Source organism: Metabacillus sp. Hm71 (assembly GCF_051842955.2).
In the GTDB taxonomy this organism is placed as follows: domain Bacteria; phylum Bacillota; class Bacilli; order Bacillales; family Bacillaceae; genus Metabacillus.
This window is the reverse complement of the sequence record NZ_CM200278.1, coordinates 5862613-5882179: the sequence shown is the minus strand read 5'-3', so window position 1 is coordinate 5882179 and position 19567 is coordinate 5862613. Positions and strand designations below refer to the sequence as shown.

Annotated in this window: 15 protein-coding genes and 1 pseudogene; 14 read left to right on the top strand and 2 right to left on the bottom strand. The window is 39.8% G+C overall.

The annotated features are described in order from the left end of the window. Positions 1-6 precede the first annotated feature (6 nt). The 5 genes from ACSVDH_RS28670 to icmF are packed head-to-tail and all read left to right on the top strand — an operon-like array spanning position 7 to position 7138. Positions 7-855: a 3-hydroxybutyryl-CoA dehydrogenase gene (locus ACSVDH_RS28670; protein WP_439252547.1), complete on the top strand. Its 849-nt coding sequence runs from the start codon at positions 7-9 to the stop codon at positions 853-855. 34 nt (positions 856-889) lie between these two features. Further along, on the top strand, positions 890-2029 hold the full coding sequence (locus ACSVDH_RS28665; RefSeq protein WP_439252548.1) for an acyl-CoA dehydrogenase: 1140 nt from the start codon (positions 890-892) through the stop codon (positions 2027-2029). A gap of 21 nt (positions 2030-2050) precedes the next feature. Next, entirely contained in the window at positions 2051-3190 is a 1140-nt protein-coding gene (locus tag ACSVDH_RS28660) for an acyl-CoA dehydrogenase (protein WP_299093376.1), read from the top strand. 39 nt (positions 3191-3229) lie between these two features. Continuing rightward, the gene (locus tag ACSVDH_RS28655) at positions 3230-3853 is read left to right on the top strand and encodes a TetR/AcrR family transcriptional regulator (protein ID WP_439252549.1); all 624 of its coding nucleotides are present in this window, start codon (positions 3230-3232) and stop codon (positions 3851-3853) included. A gap of 24 nt (positions 3854-3877) precedes the next feature. After that, positions 3878-7138, top strand: coding sequence for a fused isobutyryl-CoA mutase/GTPase IcmF (icmF, locus tag ACSVDH_RS28650; protein ID WP_439252551.1), 3261 nt, complete (start codon positions 3878-3880; stop codon positions 7136-7138). A 43-nt stretch (positions 7139-7181) separates the two neighbouring features. Here icmF and ACSVDH_RS28645 read toward each other — a convergent pair whose 3' ends face one another. Then, positions 7182-7319, bottom strand: coding sequence for a hypothetical protein (locus ACSVDH_RS28645; RefSeq protein ID WP_299093372.1), 138 nt, complete (start codon positions 7317-7319; stop codon positions 7182-7184). Between the two features lie 180 nt (positions 7320-7499). On the opposite strand from ACSVDH_RS28645, the gene rpoE reads away from it, so the two are divergent. From rpoE to ACSVDH_RS28630, 3 genes and pseudogenes are all read left to right on the top strand, one after another. Next, positions 7500-8069, top strand: coding sequence for a DNA-directed RNA polymerase subunit delta (rpoE, locus tag ACSVDH_RS28640; protein ID WP_299093371.1), 570 nt, complete (start codon positions 7500-7502; stop codon positions 8067-8069). Positions 8070-8565: 496 nt separating this feature from the next. Continuing rightward, complete coding sequence (gene pyrG / locus ACSVDH_RS28635) at positions 8566-10173, top strand: CTP synthase (RefSeq protein WP_299093370.1); 1608 nt, start codon at positions 8566-8568, stop codon at positions 10171-10173. A gap of 133 nt (positions 10174-10306) precedes the next feature. Beyond that, positions 10307-11610, top strand: a pseudogene (locus ACSVDH_RS28630) (IS3 family transposase). A 64-nt stretch (positions 11611-11674) separates the two neighbouring features. Here ACSVDH_RS28630 and ACSVDH_RS28625 read toward each other — a convergent pair. Beyond that, positions 11675-12217 (bottom strand): DUF2529 domain-containing protein, encoded by a 543-nt coding sequence (locus ACSVDH_RS28625; RefSeq protein ID WP_439250922.1) that lies wholly within the window; start codon positions 12215-12217, stop codon positions 11675-11677. Between the two features lie 361 nt (positions 12218-12578). Between ACSVDH_RS28625 and ACSVDH_RS28620 the strand changes: the two genes are divergently transcribed. The 6 genes from ACSVDH_RS28620 (at position 12579) to ACSVDH_RS28595 (ending at position 19381) form a co-directional block, all read left to right on the top strand. Continuing rightward, positions 12579-12953: a response regulator gene (locus ACSVDH_RS28620; RefSeq protein ID WP_299093398.1), complete on the top strand. Its 375-nt coding sequence runs from the start codon at positions 12579-12581 to the stop codon at positions 12951-12953. Between the two features lie 177 nt (positions 12954-13130). Next, positions 13131-13988 (top strand): class II fructose-bisphosphate aldolase, encoded by an 858-nt coding sequence (locus ACSVDH_RS28615; RefSeq protein ID WP_299093367.1) that lies wholly within the window; start codon positions 13131-13133, stop codon positions 13986-13988. A 794-nt stretch (positions 13989-14782) separates the two neighbouring features. Further along, a complete protein-coding gene (gene murA / locus ACSVDH_RS28610; protein WP_439250920.1) occupies positions 14783-16072 on the top strand; it encodes a UDP-N-acetylglucosamine 1-carboxyvinyltransferase in 1290 nt (429 codons plus the stop codon). 624 nt (positions 16073-16696) lie between these two features. Beyond that, positions 16697-17968 (top strand): transcription termination factor Rho, encoded by a 1272-nt coding sequence (gene rho, locus ACSVDH_RS28605; RefSeq protein WP_046588517.1) that lies wholly within the window; start codon positions 16697-16699, stop codon positions 17966-17968. A 356-nt stretch (positions 17969-18324) separates the two neighbouring features. Then, positions 18325-18531: a 50S ribosomal protein L31 gene (gene rpmE / locus ACSVDH_RS28600; RefSeq protein WP_299093363.1), complete on the top strand. Its 207-nt coding sequence runs from the start codon at positions 18325-18327 to the stop codon at positions 18529-18531. Between the two features lie 235 nt (positions 18532-18766). Next, complete coding sequence (locus ACSVDH_RS28595; protein ID WP_439250919.1) at positions 18767-19381, top strand: thymidine kinase; 615 nt, start codon at positions 18767-18769, stop codon at positions 19379-19381. Positions 19382-19567 lie beyond the last annotated feature (186 nt).

The window sequence follows — 19567 nt, the reverse complement described above, 5'->3', positions numbered from 1 at the left end:
TTTAGCATGAGTATTAAAACAATCATGGTGATTGGCGCCGGGCAGATGGGCTCAGGGATTGCCCAGGTATGCGCGATGGCAGGCTTTGACGTTGTGCTTCATGATTTATCAGAGGAATTGGTCAATAGAGGGGTAGCATCGATTGAGAAGCAGCTGCAAAGGCAGGTCGAAAAGGAAAAAATCCAGCCGCAGGAAAAAGACTTTGCACTACAACGAATTACCCCTTCAATCAGCCTCTCAAATGCAGCTTCAGCAGATCTTGTCATTGAAGCAGCGGTTGAAAAGATGGACGTAAAGACAGCGCTTTTTCACGAGCTTGATCAACTGGCACCGGAACATACGATTCTAGCGACAAATACCTCATCATTGCCGATTACAGAAATTGCCGCAGCAACAAAGCGGCCGGAAAAGGTCATAGGCATGCATTTTATGAATCCAGTACCAATTATGAAGCTCGTGGAAATTATCCGCGGCCTTGCAACAGCTAATGAGGTATATCAGCAAATCGAGGAACTGACGAAAACCTTAAAGAAAGTCCCCGTTGAAGTAAATGACTTCCCAGGCTTTGTCTCAAACAGAATTTTAATGCCAATGATTAATGAAGCCATCTACACTGTTTATGAGGGTGTTGCTGCACTTGAGGCGGTCGATGAAGTGATGAAGCTGGGAATGAACCACCCGATGGGACCGCTTACCCTGGCAGACTTCATTGGCTTAGATACTTGCTTATATATAATGGAAACCCTTCATGAAGGGTTTGGCGATGATAAATACCGCCCATGCCCGCTGTTACGTAAATATGTAAAAGCAGGGTGGCTCGGCAGAAAAACAGGCAAAGGCTTCTACACGTATTAAAAAAGACTGACTTATTCCAAAGGGGTGGCATCACGTGAGGTTAGAATTTACGGAAGAACAAGTCATGATGCGGAAAATGGTTCGGGATTTTGCCAAACATGAGGTGGAACCAGTTGTCGAGGAAATGGAAAAGGGTGTTTTTCCGCGAGAAACCCTGAAAAAAATGGGGAAGCTTGGGCTTATGGGAATCCCGGTTCCCCAACAGTATGAAGGGGCTGGAATGGATTATACCTCCTCTATTATCGCAATCCATGAAATTTCAAAGGTAAGCGCAGCACTTGGCGTGATTTTATCTGTTCATACATCGGTTGGCACCTATCCGATTTTAGCCTTTGGAACAGAGGATCAAAAGCAAAAATATGTAACAAAGCTGGCCAAAGGTGAACAATTAGCTGCATTTTGCTTAACCGAACCAAGTTCCGGCTCAGATGCAGCCAGCATGAAGGCAAAAGCAGTGAAGCAAAATGATCATTTTCTGCTTAATGGCTCAAAGATGTTTATTACAAACGGCGGTGAAGCAGATATTTATATTGTTTTTGCCAGAACGTCCAGCGGTTTGAGAAGCGAAGGGATTTCAGCTTTTATCGTTGAAAGGGATACACCAGGCTTTATCATCGGAAAAGATGAACATAAGATGGGACTCAACGGTTCGAGAACCGTTCAATTAATCTTTGAAAATGCGAAGGTGCCTGTCGAGAATCTCCTTGGTAAAGAAGGTGAAGGATTTAAAATTGCTATGGCAAACCTTGATGGCGGGAGAATTGGAATCGCAGCTCAATCGCTTGGTATTGCCGAGGCTGCACTCGAAAAAGCTACCTTATATGCAAAGGAACGAGAGCAATTTGGCAAACCAATTGCAAGTCAGCAAGGAGTAGCCTTTAAACTGGCAGACATGGCAACAAATGTGGAAGCGGCAAAGCTATTAGTCTATCAAGCTGCATACTTGAAACAACATCAGCTTCCCTGTGGCAAGCAGGCGGCGATGGCAAAGCTGTTTGCTTCAAAGATCGCGATGGAGGCTGCGATTGAGGCAGTTCAAATTTTTGGCGGTTATGGCTATACAAAAGATTATCCGGTTGAAAGATATTTTCGTGATGCAAAGGTCTGTGAAATCTATGAAGGCACAAGTGAAATCCAACGCATTGTCATAAGCAAGCATTTACTAAAGGCGTGAAGTAGATAAGGGGATGAGCATATGAATTTTAAGCTGTCTGAAGAACATGAAATGATCAGAAAAATGGTGAGGGATTTTGCAAGGAAAGAGGTTGAACCATCTGCCGCAGAACGTGATGAACAGGAACGCTTTGATATGGACATCCTCAGGAAAATGGCAGATTTAGGCTTGTTAGGTATTCCATGGCCGGAAAAGTATGGCGGGATTGGAAGCGATTATTTATCCTATGTGATTGCAGTTGAAGAGCTATCAAGAGTTTGTGCCTCAACAGGTGTAACACTATCTGCCCACACTTCTTTAGCAGGATGGCCGCTCTTTAAATTTGGCACAGAGGAGCAAAAGCAAAAATATTTAAAACCGATGGCGTTAGGAGAAAAAATCGGTGCCTACGGTTTAACTGAGCCAGGTTCGGGGTCTGATGCCGGCGGAATGAGAACAAATGCCAGATTGGAAGGCGATACGTATATTCTTAACGGCTCAAAAATTTTCATCACAAATGGAGGAATCGCCGATATCTATATCGTTTTTGCGGTAACAGATCCCTCTAGCAAGCATAAAGGGACAACAGCGTTTATCATCGAAAAGGATTTCGAAGGCTTTTCAATCGGGAAAAAAGAAAGCAAGCTGGGAATCCGCTCCTCGCCAACAACAGAGATCATCTTTGAAAATTGTAAAGTCCCTAAAGATAACGTACTAGGGAACATCGGAGAAGGTTTTAAGATTGCGATGATGACATTGGATGGCGGTCGAAATGGAATTGCTGCACAAGCGGTCGGCATTGCTCAAGGAGCGTTGGACGCGGCCGTTGCCTATGCAAAAGAACGAGAGCAGTTTGGAAAACCAATTGCCGCTCAGCAAGGAATCAGCTTTAAGCTGGCCGATATGGCAACAAATATTGAAGCAGCTCGTCTCTTAACCTATCAGGCAGCATGGCTGGAATCTGAAGGACTGCCATATGGAAAGGAATCAGCGATGTCTAAGCTATTTGCAGGCGATACGGCAATGAAAGTCACAACAGAAGCAGTCCAGGTGTTTGGTGGTTATGGCTATACAAAGGATTATCCTGTAGAACGATATATGCGCGATGCAAAGATTACGCAAATCTATGAGGGAACACAAGAGATTCAAAGGCTCGTAATTTCAAGAATGCTGACAAAATGATGAGATGCACCTTACTTAAATGAGAAAGGTGGGAGATTGTTGAAAAAACGCGAGGTGCATGCATCTGTCAAGGATGAGAGATTAATTGAAAAAAGGCGGGAGCAGATGATAAAGGGAGCGGTAACTCTTTTTAAGGAAAAAGGCTTCCACAGGACGACAACGAGGGAAATCGCACGTGCAGCAGGTTTTAGTATTGGGACGTTATATGAATATATTCGCCAAAAGGAAGATGTTTTGTACTTGGTCTGCGATACGATTTATGACCAAGTGCATATCAGGCTTGAACAGGATATTGATACGAAGCAAGGTACAATCGAGAGTTTAAAGCTTGCAATCCATCACTATTTTAAGGTTGTCGATGATATGCAGGATGAAGTGTTGGTCATGTATCAGGAAGCGAAATCTTTATCCAAGGATGCTCTTCCTTATGTTTTGAAAAAGGAAAATGAAATGGCGGCAATGTTTAAAAAGATTATTGACAGCTGTGTGACAAAAGGGGAGCTGAAGTTATCGGAGCAGGAGGCAGAGCTTATATCCCATAACATTATTGTCCAAGGACAAATGTGGGCGTTTCGAAGATGGGCATTGCAAAAGCTCTATACAATCGATCAATATATTGAACTGCAAACGAAAGTGATTTTACAGGGAGTTGTGGAGAAATAGCATTCACTTAAGGGGGGATAGCAGATGGCGGCAATTGACATTTATAAACCGAAGCATCCGATACGATTTGTGACAGCATCAAGTCTTTTCGACGGCCATGATGCTTCAATTAACATTATGCGTCGCATTTTGCAGTCAAGTGGAGCTGAAGTCATTCATCTTGGTCATAACCGATCAGTAGACGAAATTGTTTCAGCAGCCATTCAAGAGGATGTTCAAGGAATTGCAATATCGTCCTATCAAGGAGGACATGTCGAGTTTTTTAAATATATGTATGATCTATTAGTGGAAAAAGGGTCAGGACATATTAAAATTTTTGGCGGTGGCGGTGGAGTCATTATTCCCCGCGAAATAAAAGAGCTGCACGAGTATGGAATTGCGAAAATCTTTTCACCTGAAGATGGCAGGGAATTAGGTCTTCAAGGCATGATTAATTACATGCTTAAGGAATGTGATTTTTCGACGATTACCGAGCATGATATGGAGCTTGATCGGCTTAAAGCAGGCGAACTGAAGACTGTTGCGAAATTTATTTCCTATGCGGAAGCAAAGGTTCTTCATAATGAGGTATCAGCAAGTGTTGAGAGTGTGTTTAATCAGGCTAAACAGCTTGAATCAGCTGCACCTGTTATTGGGATAACCGGGACTGGCGGTGCTGGAAAAAGCTCATTAACAGATGAATTGATCCGGAGGTTTTTAAATGAAATCCCAGAATTAACGATTGCGGTTCTTTCCGTCGATCCGACAAAGCAAAAAACTGGTGGAGCCCTTTTAGGGGATCGAATCCGCATGAATGCAATTTTTTCACCGAGAGTATATATGAGGAGTTTGGCGACAAGACAATCGAAAACAGAGCTATCACTTGCAATTCAAGATGCCATTTCCGTTGTGAAGAGTGCTGGATATGGATTAGTGATCGTTGAGACGAGCGGAATTGGCCAGGGTGATGCGGAGATTACTCAGATTTGCGACCTTTCCTTATATGTGATGACAAGTGAATTTGGCGCACCATCACAGTTGGAGAAAATCGATATGATTGATTATGCCGATTTAATAGTCATTAATAAATTTGAACGAAAGGGCTCGGAGGATGCAAAACGTCAAGTGCAAAAGCAGTACCAGCGCAGCAGACAATTATTTGACATGCCGCCGGATGAGATGCCTGTGTATGGAACCATTGCCAGCCAGTTCAATGATTTAGGGACAAACACGCTATTTGCAAAGCTTTTGGAGCTAATAAATGAAAAGACTAACAAAGACTGGCAGACATCCTTGCCGATCGTAAAGGATGTTGCAAAGCAAAACGTCATTATCCCATCAGAAAGAAGATATTATTTACGGGAAATCAGTGAGACGGTACGAAATTATCACAAGCACGCTGAGGAACAAGCAAAGCTTGCAACAAAGCTCTTCCAAGTAAACGGAACATTGGAGACCTTGTCTGAACTAGAAGGGAATGAAGCGGTTATTCATTCTCTTGAAGCCCTGCAAAAACGACTTGAAGACAAGTTAACGCCACAATCGAAAGCGCTTCTTTCCGAATGGAAGGAAATGAAGGAAAAATATGCTCAGGATGAGTTTAAGACAGTCATTCGCAATAAAGAAATCGTGACAGCATTAAAAACGACTTCATTATCAGGCTTACCAATTCCTAAAGTGTCATTACCGAAGTATCGAAATGACGGCGACATTTTAACTTGGCTTTATAAAGAAAATGTTCCGGGCTCTTTCCCTTACACTGCGGGAGTTTTCCCGTTTAAACGAGAAGGAGAAGATCCGAAACGGCAATTTGCCGGGGAAGGCACACCTGAGCGAACAAACCGCCGCTTCCATTATTTATCAAAGGATGACCATGCAAAACGCTTAAGCACAGCATTTGATTCCGTTACTTTATATGGCGAGGATCCAGCACACCGTCCTGATATTTATGGAAAAATCGGAGAAAGCGGGGTGAGCATTTGTACGCTCGATGACATGAAAAAGCTCTATCACGGCTTTGATCTTTGTGCACTATCCACATCGGTATCAATGACAATCAACGGACCGGCACCAATCATCCTTGCGATGTTTATGAATACAGCCATCGACCAGCAGGTGAAGAAAAAAGAAGCAGAGCTTAATCGTTCGTTAACCGAAGAAGAGTATGAAGAGGTAAAGGCCGATACGTTGCAAACCGTTAGAGGGACGGTTCAGGCTGATATTTTAAAGGAAGACCAGGGGCAAAATACATGTATTTTCTCAACGGAATTTGCCTTAAGGCTGATGGGTGATATTCAACAATATTTTATTGATCACAAGGTGAGAAATTATTATTCTGTGTCTATTTCCGGTTATCATATCGCAGAAGCCGGGGCAAACCCAATCTCTCAGCTGGCATTTACTCTTTCAAATGGCTTTACGTATGTAGAATATTATTTAAGCAGAGGTATGGATATTAACGATTTTGCACCAAATCTTTCCTTTTTCTTTAGTAATGGGCTTGATCCTGAATATACGGTGATAGGCCGTGTTGCGAGAAGGATTTGGGCAACGGTCATGAGAGATAAATATGGGGCTAATGAGCGCAGCCAAAAACTTAAATACCATGTCCAAACCTCAGGTCGTTCCTTACATGCTCAGGAAATTGATTTTAATGATATTCGCACTACCTTACAGGCGCTTATGGCATTGCATGATAATTGTAATTCACTTCATACAAATGCATACGATGAAGCGATCACCACACCTACTGAGGAATCGGTCCGCAGAGCGATGGCGATCCAAATGATTATTACAAAAGAGCATGGGTTAACGAAAAATGAAAATCCGCTCCAAGGCTCATTTATAATCGAAGAATTAACCGATTTAGTCGAGGAGGCCGTTCTGCAAGAATTCGATCGCATTAATGAACGCGGCGGGGTGCTTGGTGCAATGGAAACGCAGTATCAACGCGGAAAAATCCAAGAGGAATCAATGCATTACGAAATGAAAAAGCACACAGGTGAGCTGCCGATCATCGGTGTTAATACTTATCTGAATCCAAATCCTCCATCACAGGAATTTGTCGATAATATGGAGCTTGCACGTGCAACGAAAGAAGAGAAGGAAACACAAATTGTCAACCTCCGTGCTTTCCATCAAAAGCATGAACAAGTGGTTGAGGAGGCTCTGCAGAAATTAAAACTTACAGCAATCAATAACGGAAATATTTTTGCTGAGCTAATGGAAACGGTGAAAGTTGCTAGTCTTGGGCAAATAACGCAGGCACTTTATGAGGTTGGCGGTCAGTATAGACGGAATATGTAAATCGTTTGCTCATGAATGGAAGCCTCTGTTCATGAGCAGCTTTTTAGTTAAAAGATAAATTAGCTTCAAATTTATAAAATGCTAGAATAAACGAAAAAGTTGCAAGATTATTCCTCAAAGTTGCAAAATTCTCTTCTAAAGTTGCAAAAAAACCACTAATAGTTGCAAGATTTTGAATCAAAGTTGCAAAATCCTCCTAAATAAAAGGTTGGAGGCCAAATTTAAAGTATTTTTTACGTGATAAATGTGGCATAAACTGCTAGAATTTGTTTATAATGAATGGTATGTGACTTAAAGCTTGACTTTATACATATTTTTACGTATGAAATAGATTTAGTATTTTAGAAAGGATGTGCCGTACTTGAGTCTAAAGGATTTAACTGAGGAACAAATCAAAGAAATGGCAATGGTTGAAGTTGCATATGAGCTTTTTACAGAAAACAAAAAACCATATCTTTTTAGTGACCTAGTAGAGGAAGTAGCAACTCTTCTTGGTTTAACAAAAGAGCAGGTTGAAGATAGAATCGCTCAATTTTATACAGATATTAATATTGATGGCCGCTTCATATGTGTAGGAGAAAACATGTGGGGATTACGTACTTGGTACCCTTACGAACAAATCGAAGAAGAAATTTTACCTGCTGCGAAACCTAAGAAGAAAAAGGCGAAGAAAGGCCTTGAGGATGATCTTGAGGATGACTTCGATGAAATTGAAGAAGATCTGGATTATGATGAGCTAGATGAGCTAGATGACTTCGATGATACGGATGAAGATGATGATGAGGATGAAGATGAAGATTTCGATGATCTTGATGACACAGATTTAGATGATGACGATGATCTCATTGATGATGACGATGAATTTGATTTAGAAGATGAAGATGAAGATTTAGACGAACTTGATGAGCTAGATGACGAGGAAGAAAAATAAGATTATAATTCGTCTTGACTTTCCCTTTTCAACTAGGTAGAATCTATTTTGGGCTCTTAAAAAAGCATTCGTTTGTATTTAGTATACAATTACAGCTCCCTTTCAACTTGTTTGAAAGGGGGCTTTCTATTTTTATGTAGAAAAAGAAGGTTTTTAATGATTGTTAGTGGATGCGGAATGCTCGATTTTATACATCGTGAGCATGGTGCTTTTAGCTTGTTCAAAGATAAATAAGTTTATGATTTGAATTGGGTGTCAATGTCTAGCTCCAGCGCCTAGCCCCGAAGCACAGGACGTGCAAATGCTGTCAGTGTGACAGGATGTCTCGTTTTTGACTTCCTCGAGGTCACAAGCCAATCAGGAATTTGAAGGTAAAGAACATCTTCTATTCCTGAACGTCTTGTTGCCCGAGGCCGAGCAAGGCGCTTCCGCTTTTCTAATGATTTTATTGTCTTTTGTACAAAATAAATATATATAGCTTCTGAGGGGGAAGACCATGACAAAGTATATTTTTGTAACAGGTGGAGTTGTATCTTCACTAGGAAAAGGTATTACTGCTGCATCTTTAGGAAGATTATTAAAAAACCGCGGTATGAGTGTAACGATTCAAAAATTCGATCCGTACATAAATGTGGATCCAGGAACAATGAGTCCGTACCAGCATGGTGAGGTGTTTGTTACAGGGGATGGCGCTGAAACAGATCTTGATTTAGGTCACTATGAGCGTTTTATCGATGTCAACCTAACAAAGTTTAATAACGTAACAACAGGAAGAATTTATTCAACTGTATTAAAGAAGGAGCGCCGTGGTGATTATCTTGGGGGAACAGTTCAAGTTATTCCGCATATCACCAATGAAATTAAAGATCGTGTATTCCGTGCTGGAAAAGAAACGGGAGCAGATGTGGTTATTACAGAGATCGGCGGTACGGTTGGGGATATCGAATCATTGCCATTCTTAGAAGCCATTCGCCAAATCAAAAGTGATATCGGCCGTGACAATGTAATGTATATTCACTGTACACTTGTCCCATATATTAAAGCGGCTGGCGAAATGAAAACAAAACCAACACAGCATAGTGTAAAAGAACTGCGCAGCTTAGGGATTCAGCCAAATGTTATCGTTGTTCGTACAGAACTGCCAATGTCTCAAGATATGAAAGACAAAATTGCGTTATTCTGTGACATTGATCCAAATGCAGTCATTGAGTGCCGTGATGCGGAAACACTTTATTCAATCCCATTAGATCTGCAAGCACAAAATCTAGATTCTATTGTTTGCAAACATTTAAAACTAGATTGTAAAGAAGCAGATATGACAGAATGGAAAGAGCTTGTAAAACGCGTAACAAATCTCTCAAAAATAACAAAGATTGGTCTTGTTGGGAAATATGTAGAATTACAGGATGCCTATATTTCAGTTGTCGAAGCACTTCGCCATGCAGGCTATCAATATGACTCTGACATTGAAATTAAATGGGTTAATGCAGAAACATTAACAGAAGAAAACGTGAAGGAACAGCTTTCAGATGTTGATGGCATCCTTGTACCTGGCGGCTTTGGTGACCGTGGAGTTGAAGGGAAAATCCTTGCAACAACTTATGCACGTGTAAATAAAGTGCCATTCTTAGGTATTTGCCTTGGCATGCAGGTTGCATCAATTGAATTTGCCCGTAATGTTGTTGGGCTAAAAGGCGCAAATTCTTCTGAAATTGATCCGGAAACACAATATCCGGTTATTGATTTACTTCCAGAGCAAAAGGACATTGAAGATCTAGGCGGTACACTTCGCTTAGGACTATCCCCAAGTAAGCTTCAGGAAGGAACGCGTGCATTTGAAGCTTATAAAGAGGAAGTTGTTTATGAGCGCCACCGTCATCGTTATGAATTTAATAATGAATACCGTCAAGTGATGGAAGAAGCCGGCTTCGTGTTTTCTGGGACTACACCTGATGGCCGTTTAGTGGAAATCATTGAACTCAAAGATCACCCATGGTTTGTTGCATCACAATTCCATCCGGAATTCACATCTAGACCAACTAGACCGCAACCATTATTCCGTGATTTTGTTCACGCATCATTAACAGCAGCTGAAAAGTTATAAGAAATAAGAAAAAGCTAACGTCTTGTAAAATGTACCCTATAGAGTAGACACGTAGAAAAAGTCTACCTATAGGGTACTTTTTTGTATAATTTAAATACAACTAAAGATAAGCAATAGGGGACTGGAGAAAATAATGAGTAAAAAGACTTTTACAGATAAAGAGATCATACAATTGTCAGCTAATAAATACGTTAAATCTGTTAGTTCTAAAGGAATTACTTATACTGATGAATTTAAACGTATTTTCATTGATGAAAATGAAAAGGGAAAGTTACCTAGGGATATATTTGAGGAATGTGGATTTGACATAGATATTATTGGGATGAAACGTGTTCAATCATCGGGCAAAAGGTGGAGGGCTGCCTATCGAGAAAGTGGAGTTTCCGGGTTACGTGATACTAGAAGTGAAAACTTAGGTAGACCTAGAGAAAAAGAACTTACATTAGAAGAGAAGAATGCTCGATTAGAAGCACAAATCAATTTACTAAAGGCTGAAAATGAACTATTAAAAAAGATTCGTTTTGCAGAAAGGGGGATGAAGAAGTAGTACTTCCCCCTTGCCAAAAGTACATTCTTATTCGTTCACTGATTAAAAAATATCAACTAAAAAATATGGTTAGCTACCTGTGTGAACTGGCTGGTATTTCACGAAGTGGTTATTATAATTACTTCTCAGAGAAGTCTCAAGAACAAAGAAGGCAAAGAGATAAAAAGGAAGAAGAAGTGAAGGAGATAATCTTAAAAGCATTCAAATATAAGAATCGTAAGAAAGGGGCACGCCAAATTAAAATGACCTTGGCGGGTCAATTTAATGTTGTCCACAATTTAAAGCGTATCCGACGAATCATGAAGAAGTACGGTATTATTTGCCCTATTAGAAAGGCAAACCCTTATAGACGAATGATGAAAGCAACACACGAACACCGTGTTTTCCCTAACTTATTAAATCGACAATTTAAGCAGAATGTACCTGGAAAAGTCCTTCTTACAGATATTACTTATTTATTTTATGGAAAAGGTCAAAAGGCTTATTTATCAACGATTAAGGATGCTTCTACCAATGAAATCATAGCTTATAATGTTTCAGATCGATTGACGATTGCCTTGGCTACAGACACCCTTTTAAAGTTATGAAAAATAGAAACTTTAAGAAAGCTAAAGATGCCTTAATACACTCGGATCAAGGGGTTCACTATACTCACCCTGACTTCCAAAGGTTAGTTGAAAAATTAGGATTACGCCAATCCATGTCAAGAAGAGGAAACTGTTGGGATAATGCCCCTCAAGAATCATTTTTTGGTCATTTTAAGGATGAGGCATACATAAAACCTTGTACAACCTTGGATGAATTAAAACTCGAAATACTATAGATACCAATGGAATTTAAATAAGATGACCCCTGTTCAATACAGAGATCATCTTCTTAAAACTGCCTAGGCTTTTTTAAAAATGTCCTTTACAAAGGGTACACTTTATTGTGCGTTAGCTTTTTTATATAGAGTTAATACTCATCTTCATATTCATTTAAGATCTCCTTAATGGTAAAGCTCAGTGCATAATAGACATATAAGGAGGTCATTAAAGCAGGAAATCCATATCTTTCACCGTCATCGCCGGGGATTAGAGGCTGGCGAAGTTTTGCATCTATATGAAGATCGGCGACAGATTCCAAGCCTGCTTCAACATTTTTGATTAAGGCGGAAACACCAACTAGCTGAATCCCTTGATCAGAAAGAGCTTTAGCAATGGAGATTGCTTCCTCATCTGTTGATCGATAGGTAAATAAAAGCACGCGATCTTCTGGTGAAAGCTCCTTTATCTGTCCATTTTCGTCAAGAAGCGCTTCAGCCCTATCTAATGGTTCACTGCTTTGCAATGCCTCCAATACGACACCATGGAGCTCCCTGTATCCGTAAAGGTACAATTTTCCTTCGCCAATTAAAGCCTGGGCAAGAAGTCTTGCGCTATCTTCTATATTCATCTCTTCCTGTTCTTGAATCCGATTAAAATGTCCGGTCAATTGAGTCGTGAAAATCTTCATCATGGTTTATAAAATCTCCTTCCACAAATCCCATGTATAAGGTATTATAACGAAAAGTAAAAAAATCTGAAAGAAAAGCAAAAAACGCATTTTCAAAATATGACAAAGATAAGCAGAAATTGTCGACAAATGATCAAAGTCATTTTGCAGGAGATACAAGGTAAAAAAAGAATTAATAATAAAGGTAAAATTGAACATTTTTATTCAACTATTTGTATAAAGGCAATTACAAATCATGAACGAAGCTGATACTAATGTATGTTTGGAACCTAAGAGAACATGTCGCAGTTCATCATTAAAAAGGTCTGAACCTTCGTACATATTGAATGGGAAAAAATAAAACGAAGAGGTGTATGAAATGACAATGTTAAAGGAAAAAATCTTGATTGTAGATGACCAATATGGAATCCGAATTTTATTAAATGAGGTTTTTCAAAAAGAGGGCTATCAAACGTTTCAAGCTGCCAGCGGTTTCCAGGCTTTAGAAATAGTTGAAAAGCATTCCCCTGATTTAGTGTTATTAGATATGAAAATTCCGGGTATGGATGGGATCGAAATATTAAAACGAATGAAAGTAATTGACCAGGATATTCGCGTTATTATTATGACTGCTTACGGGGAGTTGGATATGATTCAGGAAGCAAAGGATCTAGGGGCACTTACGCATTTTGCAAAGCCATTTGACATTGATGAAATTCGTGATGCCGTAAAAAAGTACTTACCAATTAAAACCAACTAAAAACATTATATTACCCAAATATATGTCGAAATGTTGCCGATTTTCGAAGAAATTGGTATGCTATTAAGTGTGAAAAGTATCATGCAGACTCTACATATTCGTGAATATTCTGGTCAAGCTAGGTATGATATACTTTTCTGTATCAGAAAATAAGGTTCATTAGGAGGATTTTACGATATGCCTTTAGTTTCAATGACAGAAATGTTGAACAAAGCAAAAGATGAAGGTTATGCAGTAGGTCAATTTAATATCAATAACCTTGAGTTTACTCAAGCAATCCTACAGGCTGCAGAAGAAGAGAAATCTCCAGTAATTCTTGGTGTATCTGAAGGTGCAGGACGCTATATCGGCGGATTCAAAACGGTTGTAAAAATGGTTGAAGGTCTTATTGAAGACTATAAAATCACTGTACCTGTAGCTATTCACCTTGACCACGGTTCAAGCTTTGAAAAATGTAAAGAAGCAATCGATGCTGGATTTACTTCCGTTATGATTGATGCTTCACACCACCCATTTGAAGAAAACGTTGAAACAACTGCTAAAGTTGTTGAGTACGCTCATTCAAAAGGCGTTTCTGTTGAAGCTGAACTAGGAACTGTTGGTGGACAAGAAGATGACGTTGTAGCAGACGGCGTAATCTATGCAGATCCTCAAGAATGTGCAGAACTTGTTAAACGTACAGGTATTGACTGCTTAGCACCAGCATTAGGTTCTGTTCACGGACCATACAAAGGTGAGCCAAACCTAGGCTATAAAGAAATGGAAGAGATTGCGAATCTTACAAACATGCCATTAGTTCTTCACGGCGGAACTGGTATCCCAACAAAAGATATCCAAAAAGCGATTTCTTTCGGTACAGCAAAAATCAACGTTAACACTGAAAACCAAATTGCTTCTGCAAAAGTAGTTCGTGAAGTGTTAGCTGCAAAACCAAATGAATATGATCCACGTAAATACTTAGGACCAGCTCGTGACGCGATTAAAGAAACAGTAATCGGCAAAATGCGTGAATTTGGTTCTTCAAACAAAGCATAATAGCAATATGGCCGCCTTCTCCTAAAGGCGGTTATATTCTGAAAATTAAGAAAGCGCTAACAAGTAGCGCATATCATTAACCTAGCTGACCAATTATCAAGATCTTATAAAAAACGGACTTGCAGATGCTTGTTCGTTTTATTTTTTGATTAAACTCTGACCTCTTTATGATCGTTAATCCCCAAACCACAAAAGTTGGTATTTTTTTCTTAAAAGAAGATTTCTTTGTAGTAAAACGTTGTTGTCCTGCTTAATAGATGGTTTAATAGTAAGAGATCCTATTTTTAAAAACGAATAAATTTGTTTGTTCATGGTGGCTGAAAAAAACAAACGTAAAGGAAGTTTTATAAATCATTTAAATAATGTATTTCCAAAGGCATAAAAGGAAATAAAAGAGATAACAGCTTGTATTTTTTAGAAGTAAGAAGATATAAATTGGTATTAGTTTTTGGTGTCTGGCTCCAAGGGAATCGGCTCTGGAGTCTAGTCAAATAGGAATTGAAGGTAAAAAACACCTTCTATTCCTATTCGCCATATGCTTGTCGCCGATCAACAGGCTTCTTGCGCCTTTAAAGCTAACAGGCAATAAGAACTAACCCTTTCCTCATAAGAGTTTTTCTAATCTTATATCGGAAAAATTTTGTTGACAAGAGATATCCTTATATTCGGAAAACATGATGGCTAAGGAAGGTTAGGCATATTTCGTGTGAAGTGAATACATAGATGTGCGAATTTGTGCAAAGCTCACCCTCCATGTTCTTTCCGGAGTCAACTTCATAAGAAGGGAGACTATCATGGAAAAATTAAAAGTTGCCGGTGGAGATTTATTGAAAGGTACCGTAAATATTAGCGGGGCGAAAAACAGTGCCGTGGCGCTCATTCCTGCAACAATATTGGCGGATTCTGTCGTTACGATCGAAGGATTACCAAATATTTCTGATGTGAATATACTCGGAGATCTATTAGAAGAAATCGGCGGAAAGGTCGAATTGAAAGATCATGAAATGGTGGTCGATCCATCATCGATGATTTCAATGCCGTTGCCGAATGGAAAAGTAAAAAAACTGCGGGCATCGTACTACTTAATGGGAGCTATGCTTGGTCGGTTTAAAAAAGCTGTTATTGGGCTGCCGGGCGGATGTCATCTAGGTCCAAGACCAATTGATCAGCATATTAAAGGTTTTGAAGCACTAGGTGCACAGGTAACAAATGAACAAGGTGCGATCTACCTACGGGCAGAAGAACTCCGCGGCGCACGAATCTATCTAGATGTTGTTAGTGTTGGTGCAACGATTAATATTATGCTTGCAGCTGTACTGGCAAAAGGAAGAACAATTATTGAAAACGCTGCAAAAGAACCGGAAATCATTGATGTTGCCACATTGCTGACAAGCATGGGAGCAAAAATTAAAGGGGCAGGAACAGACGTTATTCGAATAGATGGAGTTGAAAAACTGCATGGCTGCCGTCATTCCATTATCCCTGACCGGATTGAAGCAGGGACCTATATGATAATTGGAGCTGCGATGGGAAAAGAAATAATGATTGATAACGTCATTCCATTACATTTAGAATCCCTTATTGCAAAGCTTAGAGAAATGGGGCTGCATATAGAAACGAGCAACGATCAAATCTTAATTGTCGGTGGTCAAAAGGAGCTTAAGGCCGTTGATATTAAAACACTCGTTTACCCTGGATTTCCGACAGACCTTCAACAGCCGTTCACCTCTCTATTAACAAAAGCTTCTGGAACAAGTGTTGTAACAGATACCATTTACTCTGCACGATTTAAGCATATCGATGAACTGAGAAGAATGGGAGCGGCCATAAAGGTTGAAGGTCGTTCAGCGATTGTTTCTGGTCCAACAAAATTACAAGGTGCAAAGGTGAAAGCAAGTGATTTACGTGCTGGAGCCGCGCTTGTATGTGCAGGGCTTATGGCAGATGGTGTGACGGAAATAACTGGACTTGAGCATATTGATCGCGGCTATAGTCAGCTCGTTGAGAAGCTTTCAGGTCTTGGGGCAACCATTTGGCGTGAAAAATTATCGGATAAAGAAATCGAGCAACTGCAAAATTCATAAAAACAGCATGTTTGAGATTAAGATTTTGTAGATGTGTGGCCTTATTAAAAGGCGCATTAGGGACAACCTATTTCTTTAAAAAGGTATACCCTTAAAAAGTAAAAACTAGAAAGTAGATAAAAGATAGATACTTGCAAAATAGAAAAGCGAGGTTTTAAAATCTCGCTTTCTCCAGGTGAAAACCCCTTACTTCTAAATGATTTTCCAAAAATGATTGATTAAATCTGAGAAATAGGGTAAAAATAAAGAGTGCTGCATTGAATGAATTACTGCATAATCTACTTCAAGCTCACCTTCATTTTCCTTCTCGATCCAATTGTGCAAGATATTTCTTCATTCGTATATAGCGAGACTTCCAACAGTGGGGTTTTCTCCCTCCCCACTGTTGGTTGGCGAGACTTATCGGATCTTTACGGGCAGTTATCCCCTACGTATTTCTCAGCTTCTCTTAAATCTTGAAGTAGGGATTTTACTGCCCGTTAAGATTGGGATAAATGATGGTAAATCTCTTATTGAGTTATATAACGATCTGATACATTTTTTAATACCAGCAGAAATGAATTTGACAATCGATAGATGGAAAACAACGGTATAAAATTGAAAAATAAAAAGAGTGGTGTTTTTATGAATCAAGTTTCAATTTCTTCATTAGAACATATGAAACTAAAAGAATTATATGAGCTTGCACGTCATTTTAAAATTTCCTATTATAGCAAGCTAACGAAAAAGGAACTAATTTTTGCTATTTTAAAGGCAAACGCAGAGCAAGAGGATCTATTGTTTATGGAAGGTGTCTTAGAAATCATTCAATCGGAGGGTTTCGGTTTCTTAAGACCGATTAATTACTCACCAAGCTCTGAGGATATCTACATTTCAGCTTCGCAAATCAGACGTTTTGACTTGCGTAATGGGGACAAGGTTTCCGGTAAGGTTCGACCTCCAAAAGAAAATGAACGTTACTACGGATTGCTTCATGTAGAAGCAGTTAATGGTGAAGACCCTGAAACGGCTAAAGAACGTGTGCACTTCCCAGCATTAACTCCTCTCTATCCAGATAGACAAATTTACCTTGAAACAAAACCAAACTATCTATCAACTAGAATCATGGATTTAATTGCACCGGTAGGCTTTGGTCAACGCGGATTAATCGTTGCCCCTCCTAAAGCAGGTAAGACGATGCTGTTAAAAGAAATCGCAAACAGCATTACAACCAATAATCCGGAAGCCGAATTAATTGTTCTATTAATCGATGAGAGACCGGAAGAGGTAACAGATATTGAACGCTCAGTAGCAGGGGATGTTGTCAGCTCAACATTCGATGAAGTGCCTGAAAATCATATAAAAGTTGCAGAACTCGTTTTAGAACGTGCAATGCGTCTTGTTGAACATAAAAAGGATGTTATTATTTTAATGGATAGCATTACACGTTTGGCGCGTGCCTATAACCTTGTCATTCCGCCAAGCGGCCGTACTCTTTCAGGCGGTATCGACCCGGCTGCGTTCCATCGTCCTAAACGATTCTTTGGAGCTGCACGTAATATTGAAGAGGGCGGAAGCTTAACTATTCTTGCAACTGCATTAGTTGACACTGGCTCCCGTATGGATGACGTCATTTATGAGGAGTTCAAAGGAACAGGTAACATGGAGCTTCATCTTGATCGTTCACTTGCAGAAAAACGAATCTTCCCAGCAATTGACATCCGTCGTTCTGGAACTAGAAAAGAAGAGCTTCTCATTCCGAAAGATCACCTTGATAAGCTTTGGGCGATCCGCAAATCAATGGCAGATACCCCAGACTTTATCGAGAAGTTTTTAAGAAAATTACGTCAAACAAAATCAAATGAAGAATTCTTTAGTCAATTAGATGCTGAAATGAAGACGGCTAGAAATAGGTAGGGATTGTGGAGCAAGGCGGTTCCGCTTGTGTCCAGAGAAAAAGTACAATTTTTTTGAGCATAGTGTTGGCGTCTAGCTCCAGGCGCCATCGGCGAAGCACAGGACGTCGCGTTTTTAACTGCCTCTAGGGTCTAGTCAAATCGGAATTGAAGGTAAAGAACACCTTCTATTCCGATTCGCCTTATGCTTGTCGCCTTGCGCCTTTCTAGTAAAATTTAACTTCAGCTTGCTTTTACTCTTAGCACTTGTTATAATTTCATCATGTGCTTTTCTAGAAATGATATCGTCAATCGGACGAGTCACCTAGAATATTTAACTCTGTTTCAGATGATTCAGGGCGGAAGGAGATGAAAAGAATGAAAACAGGAATTCATCCAAACTATAATAAGGTTATGGTGAAATGCGCTTGTGGTAACGAATTCGAAACAGGTTCTGTAAAACCAGAAATCCGCGTTGAGGTTTGTTCTGAGTGCCATCCATTCTACACAGGACGTCAAAAATTTGCAGATGCAGGTGGACGTGTAGATAAATTCAATAAAAAATACGGCCTTAAGCAACAGTAATAAAGGTTTTTTCAACAGGCAAGACGAACTGCACTTGCCTGTTTTTTCACGCCAACTTTTACGTAGAACTATGATCATGGTTCCGATATAATGGTGATCCTACATATATTAAAGTAGGTATTTTTAAAATGATTTATTCCATGAAAAACATGTCTATATAGATGATGAAGGTACCAATGAACGGTACGGTCAATCGACTCGGAAAGCATTGACGACGAAGGGAGAGGCCGTTTTCATGTATGTAATGAAACAAAGTGGATGGCTTGAAATGATATGCGGCAGCATGTTTTCAGGCAAATCGGAGGAACTCATTCGCAGAGTGCGAAGAGCGCAATTTGCAAAACAAGAGGTAAAGGTTTTTAAGCCGGTCATCGATAACCGCTTTAGTGAAGAAGAGGTCGTGTCCCATAATGGCACCGCCATCGTATGTAAACCAATTGCCTCATCTCTTGAAATCTTGGAACATATTACTGAAAAAACAGATGTCATCGCTGTTGATGAAGTTCAGTTTTTTGATGAACAGATTTGTGATGTCTTAACACTTCTTGCAAATCAAGGATACCGTGTCATCGCAGCAGGTCTTGATCAGGACTTCAGAGGAGAACCATTTAGCGTTGTGCCGAAATTATTGGCTATTGCTGAGCTAGTAACTAAGCTTCAGGCTGTTTGCTCGGTATGCGGATCACCTGCAAGTCGTACACAACGACTAATCAACGGCAAGCCGGCTTCCTATCACGATCCGATCATTTTAGTAGGGGCATCTGAATCCTATGAACCTAGATGCAGACATCACCACGAAGTTCCAGGAGCACCTGTAAGGGATTTTAAAAAAGAGAACAGCACGATGTAATCGTTAATATAGATGTAGAGCTCCAAGCCTGAATGAAAGGCTTGGTGTTTTTTTTTCAGAACCCACCCAAGTAATATCCGTATTAAGTTCCACCGCGATTCATAACAACAGCACAATCATAAACTACATCACTTTACCCTAATTTTACAAAATATTAAAAATATAACAGAAACATTTGTAAAAATT

What these genes read in the sequence shown, in the direction of transcription:
- ACSVDH_RS28670 (WP_439252547.1), top strand. Translation starts at nt 7, where the DNA reads ATGAGTATTAAAACAATCATGGTGATTGGCGCCGGGCAGATGGGCTCA.
- ACSVDH_RS28660 (WP_299093376.1), top strand. Translation starts at nt 2,051, where the DNA reads ATGAATTTTAAGCTGTCTGAAGAACATGAAATGATCAGAAAAATGGTG.
- icmF (WP_439252551.1), top strand. Translation starts at nt 3,878, where the DNA reads ATGGCGGCAATTGACATTTATAAACCGAAGCATCCGATACGATTTGTG.
- pyrG (WP_299093370.1), top strand. Translation starts at nt 8,566, where the DNA reads ATGACAAAGTATATTTTTGTAACAGGTGGAGTTGTATCTTCACTAGGA.
- ACSVDH_RS28625 (WP_439250922.1), bottom strand. Translation starts at nt 12,217, where the DNA reads ATGATGAAGATTTTCACGACTCAATTGACCGGACATTTTAATCGGATT.
- ACSVDH_RS28620 (WP_299093398.1), top strand. Translation starts at nt 12,579, where the DNA reads ATGTTAAAGGAAAAAATCTTGATTGTAGATGACCAATATGGAATCCGA.
- ACSVDH_RS28615 (WP_299093367.1), top strand. Translation starts at nt 13,131, where the DNA reads ATGCCTTTAGTTTCAATGACAGAAATGTTGAACAAAGCAAAAGATGAA.
- murA (WP_439250920.1), top strand. Translation starts at nt 14,783, where the DNA reads ATGGAAAAATTAAAAGTTGCCGGTGGAGATTTATTGAAAGGTACCGTA.
- rho (WP_046588517.1), top strand. Translation starts at nt 16,697, where the DNA reads ATGAATCAAGTTTCAATTTCTTCATTAGAACATATGAAACTAAAAGAA.
- rpmE (WP_299093363.1), top strand. Translation starts at nt 18,325, where the DNA reads ATGAAAACAGGAATTCATCCAAACTATAATAAGGTTATGGTGAAATGC.
- ACSVDH_RS28595 (WP_439250919.1), top strand. Translation starts at nt 18,767, where the DNA reads ATGTATGTAATGAAACAAAGTGGATGGCTTGAAATGATATGCGGCAGC.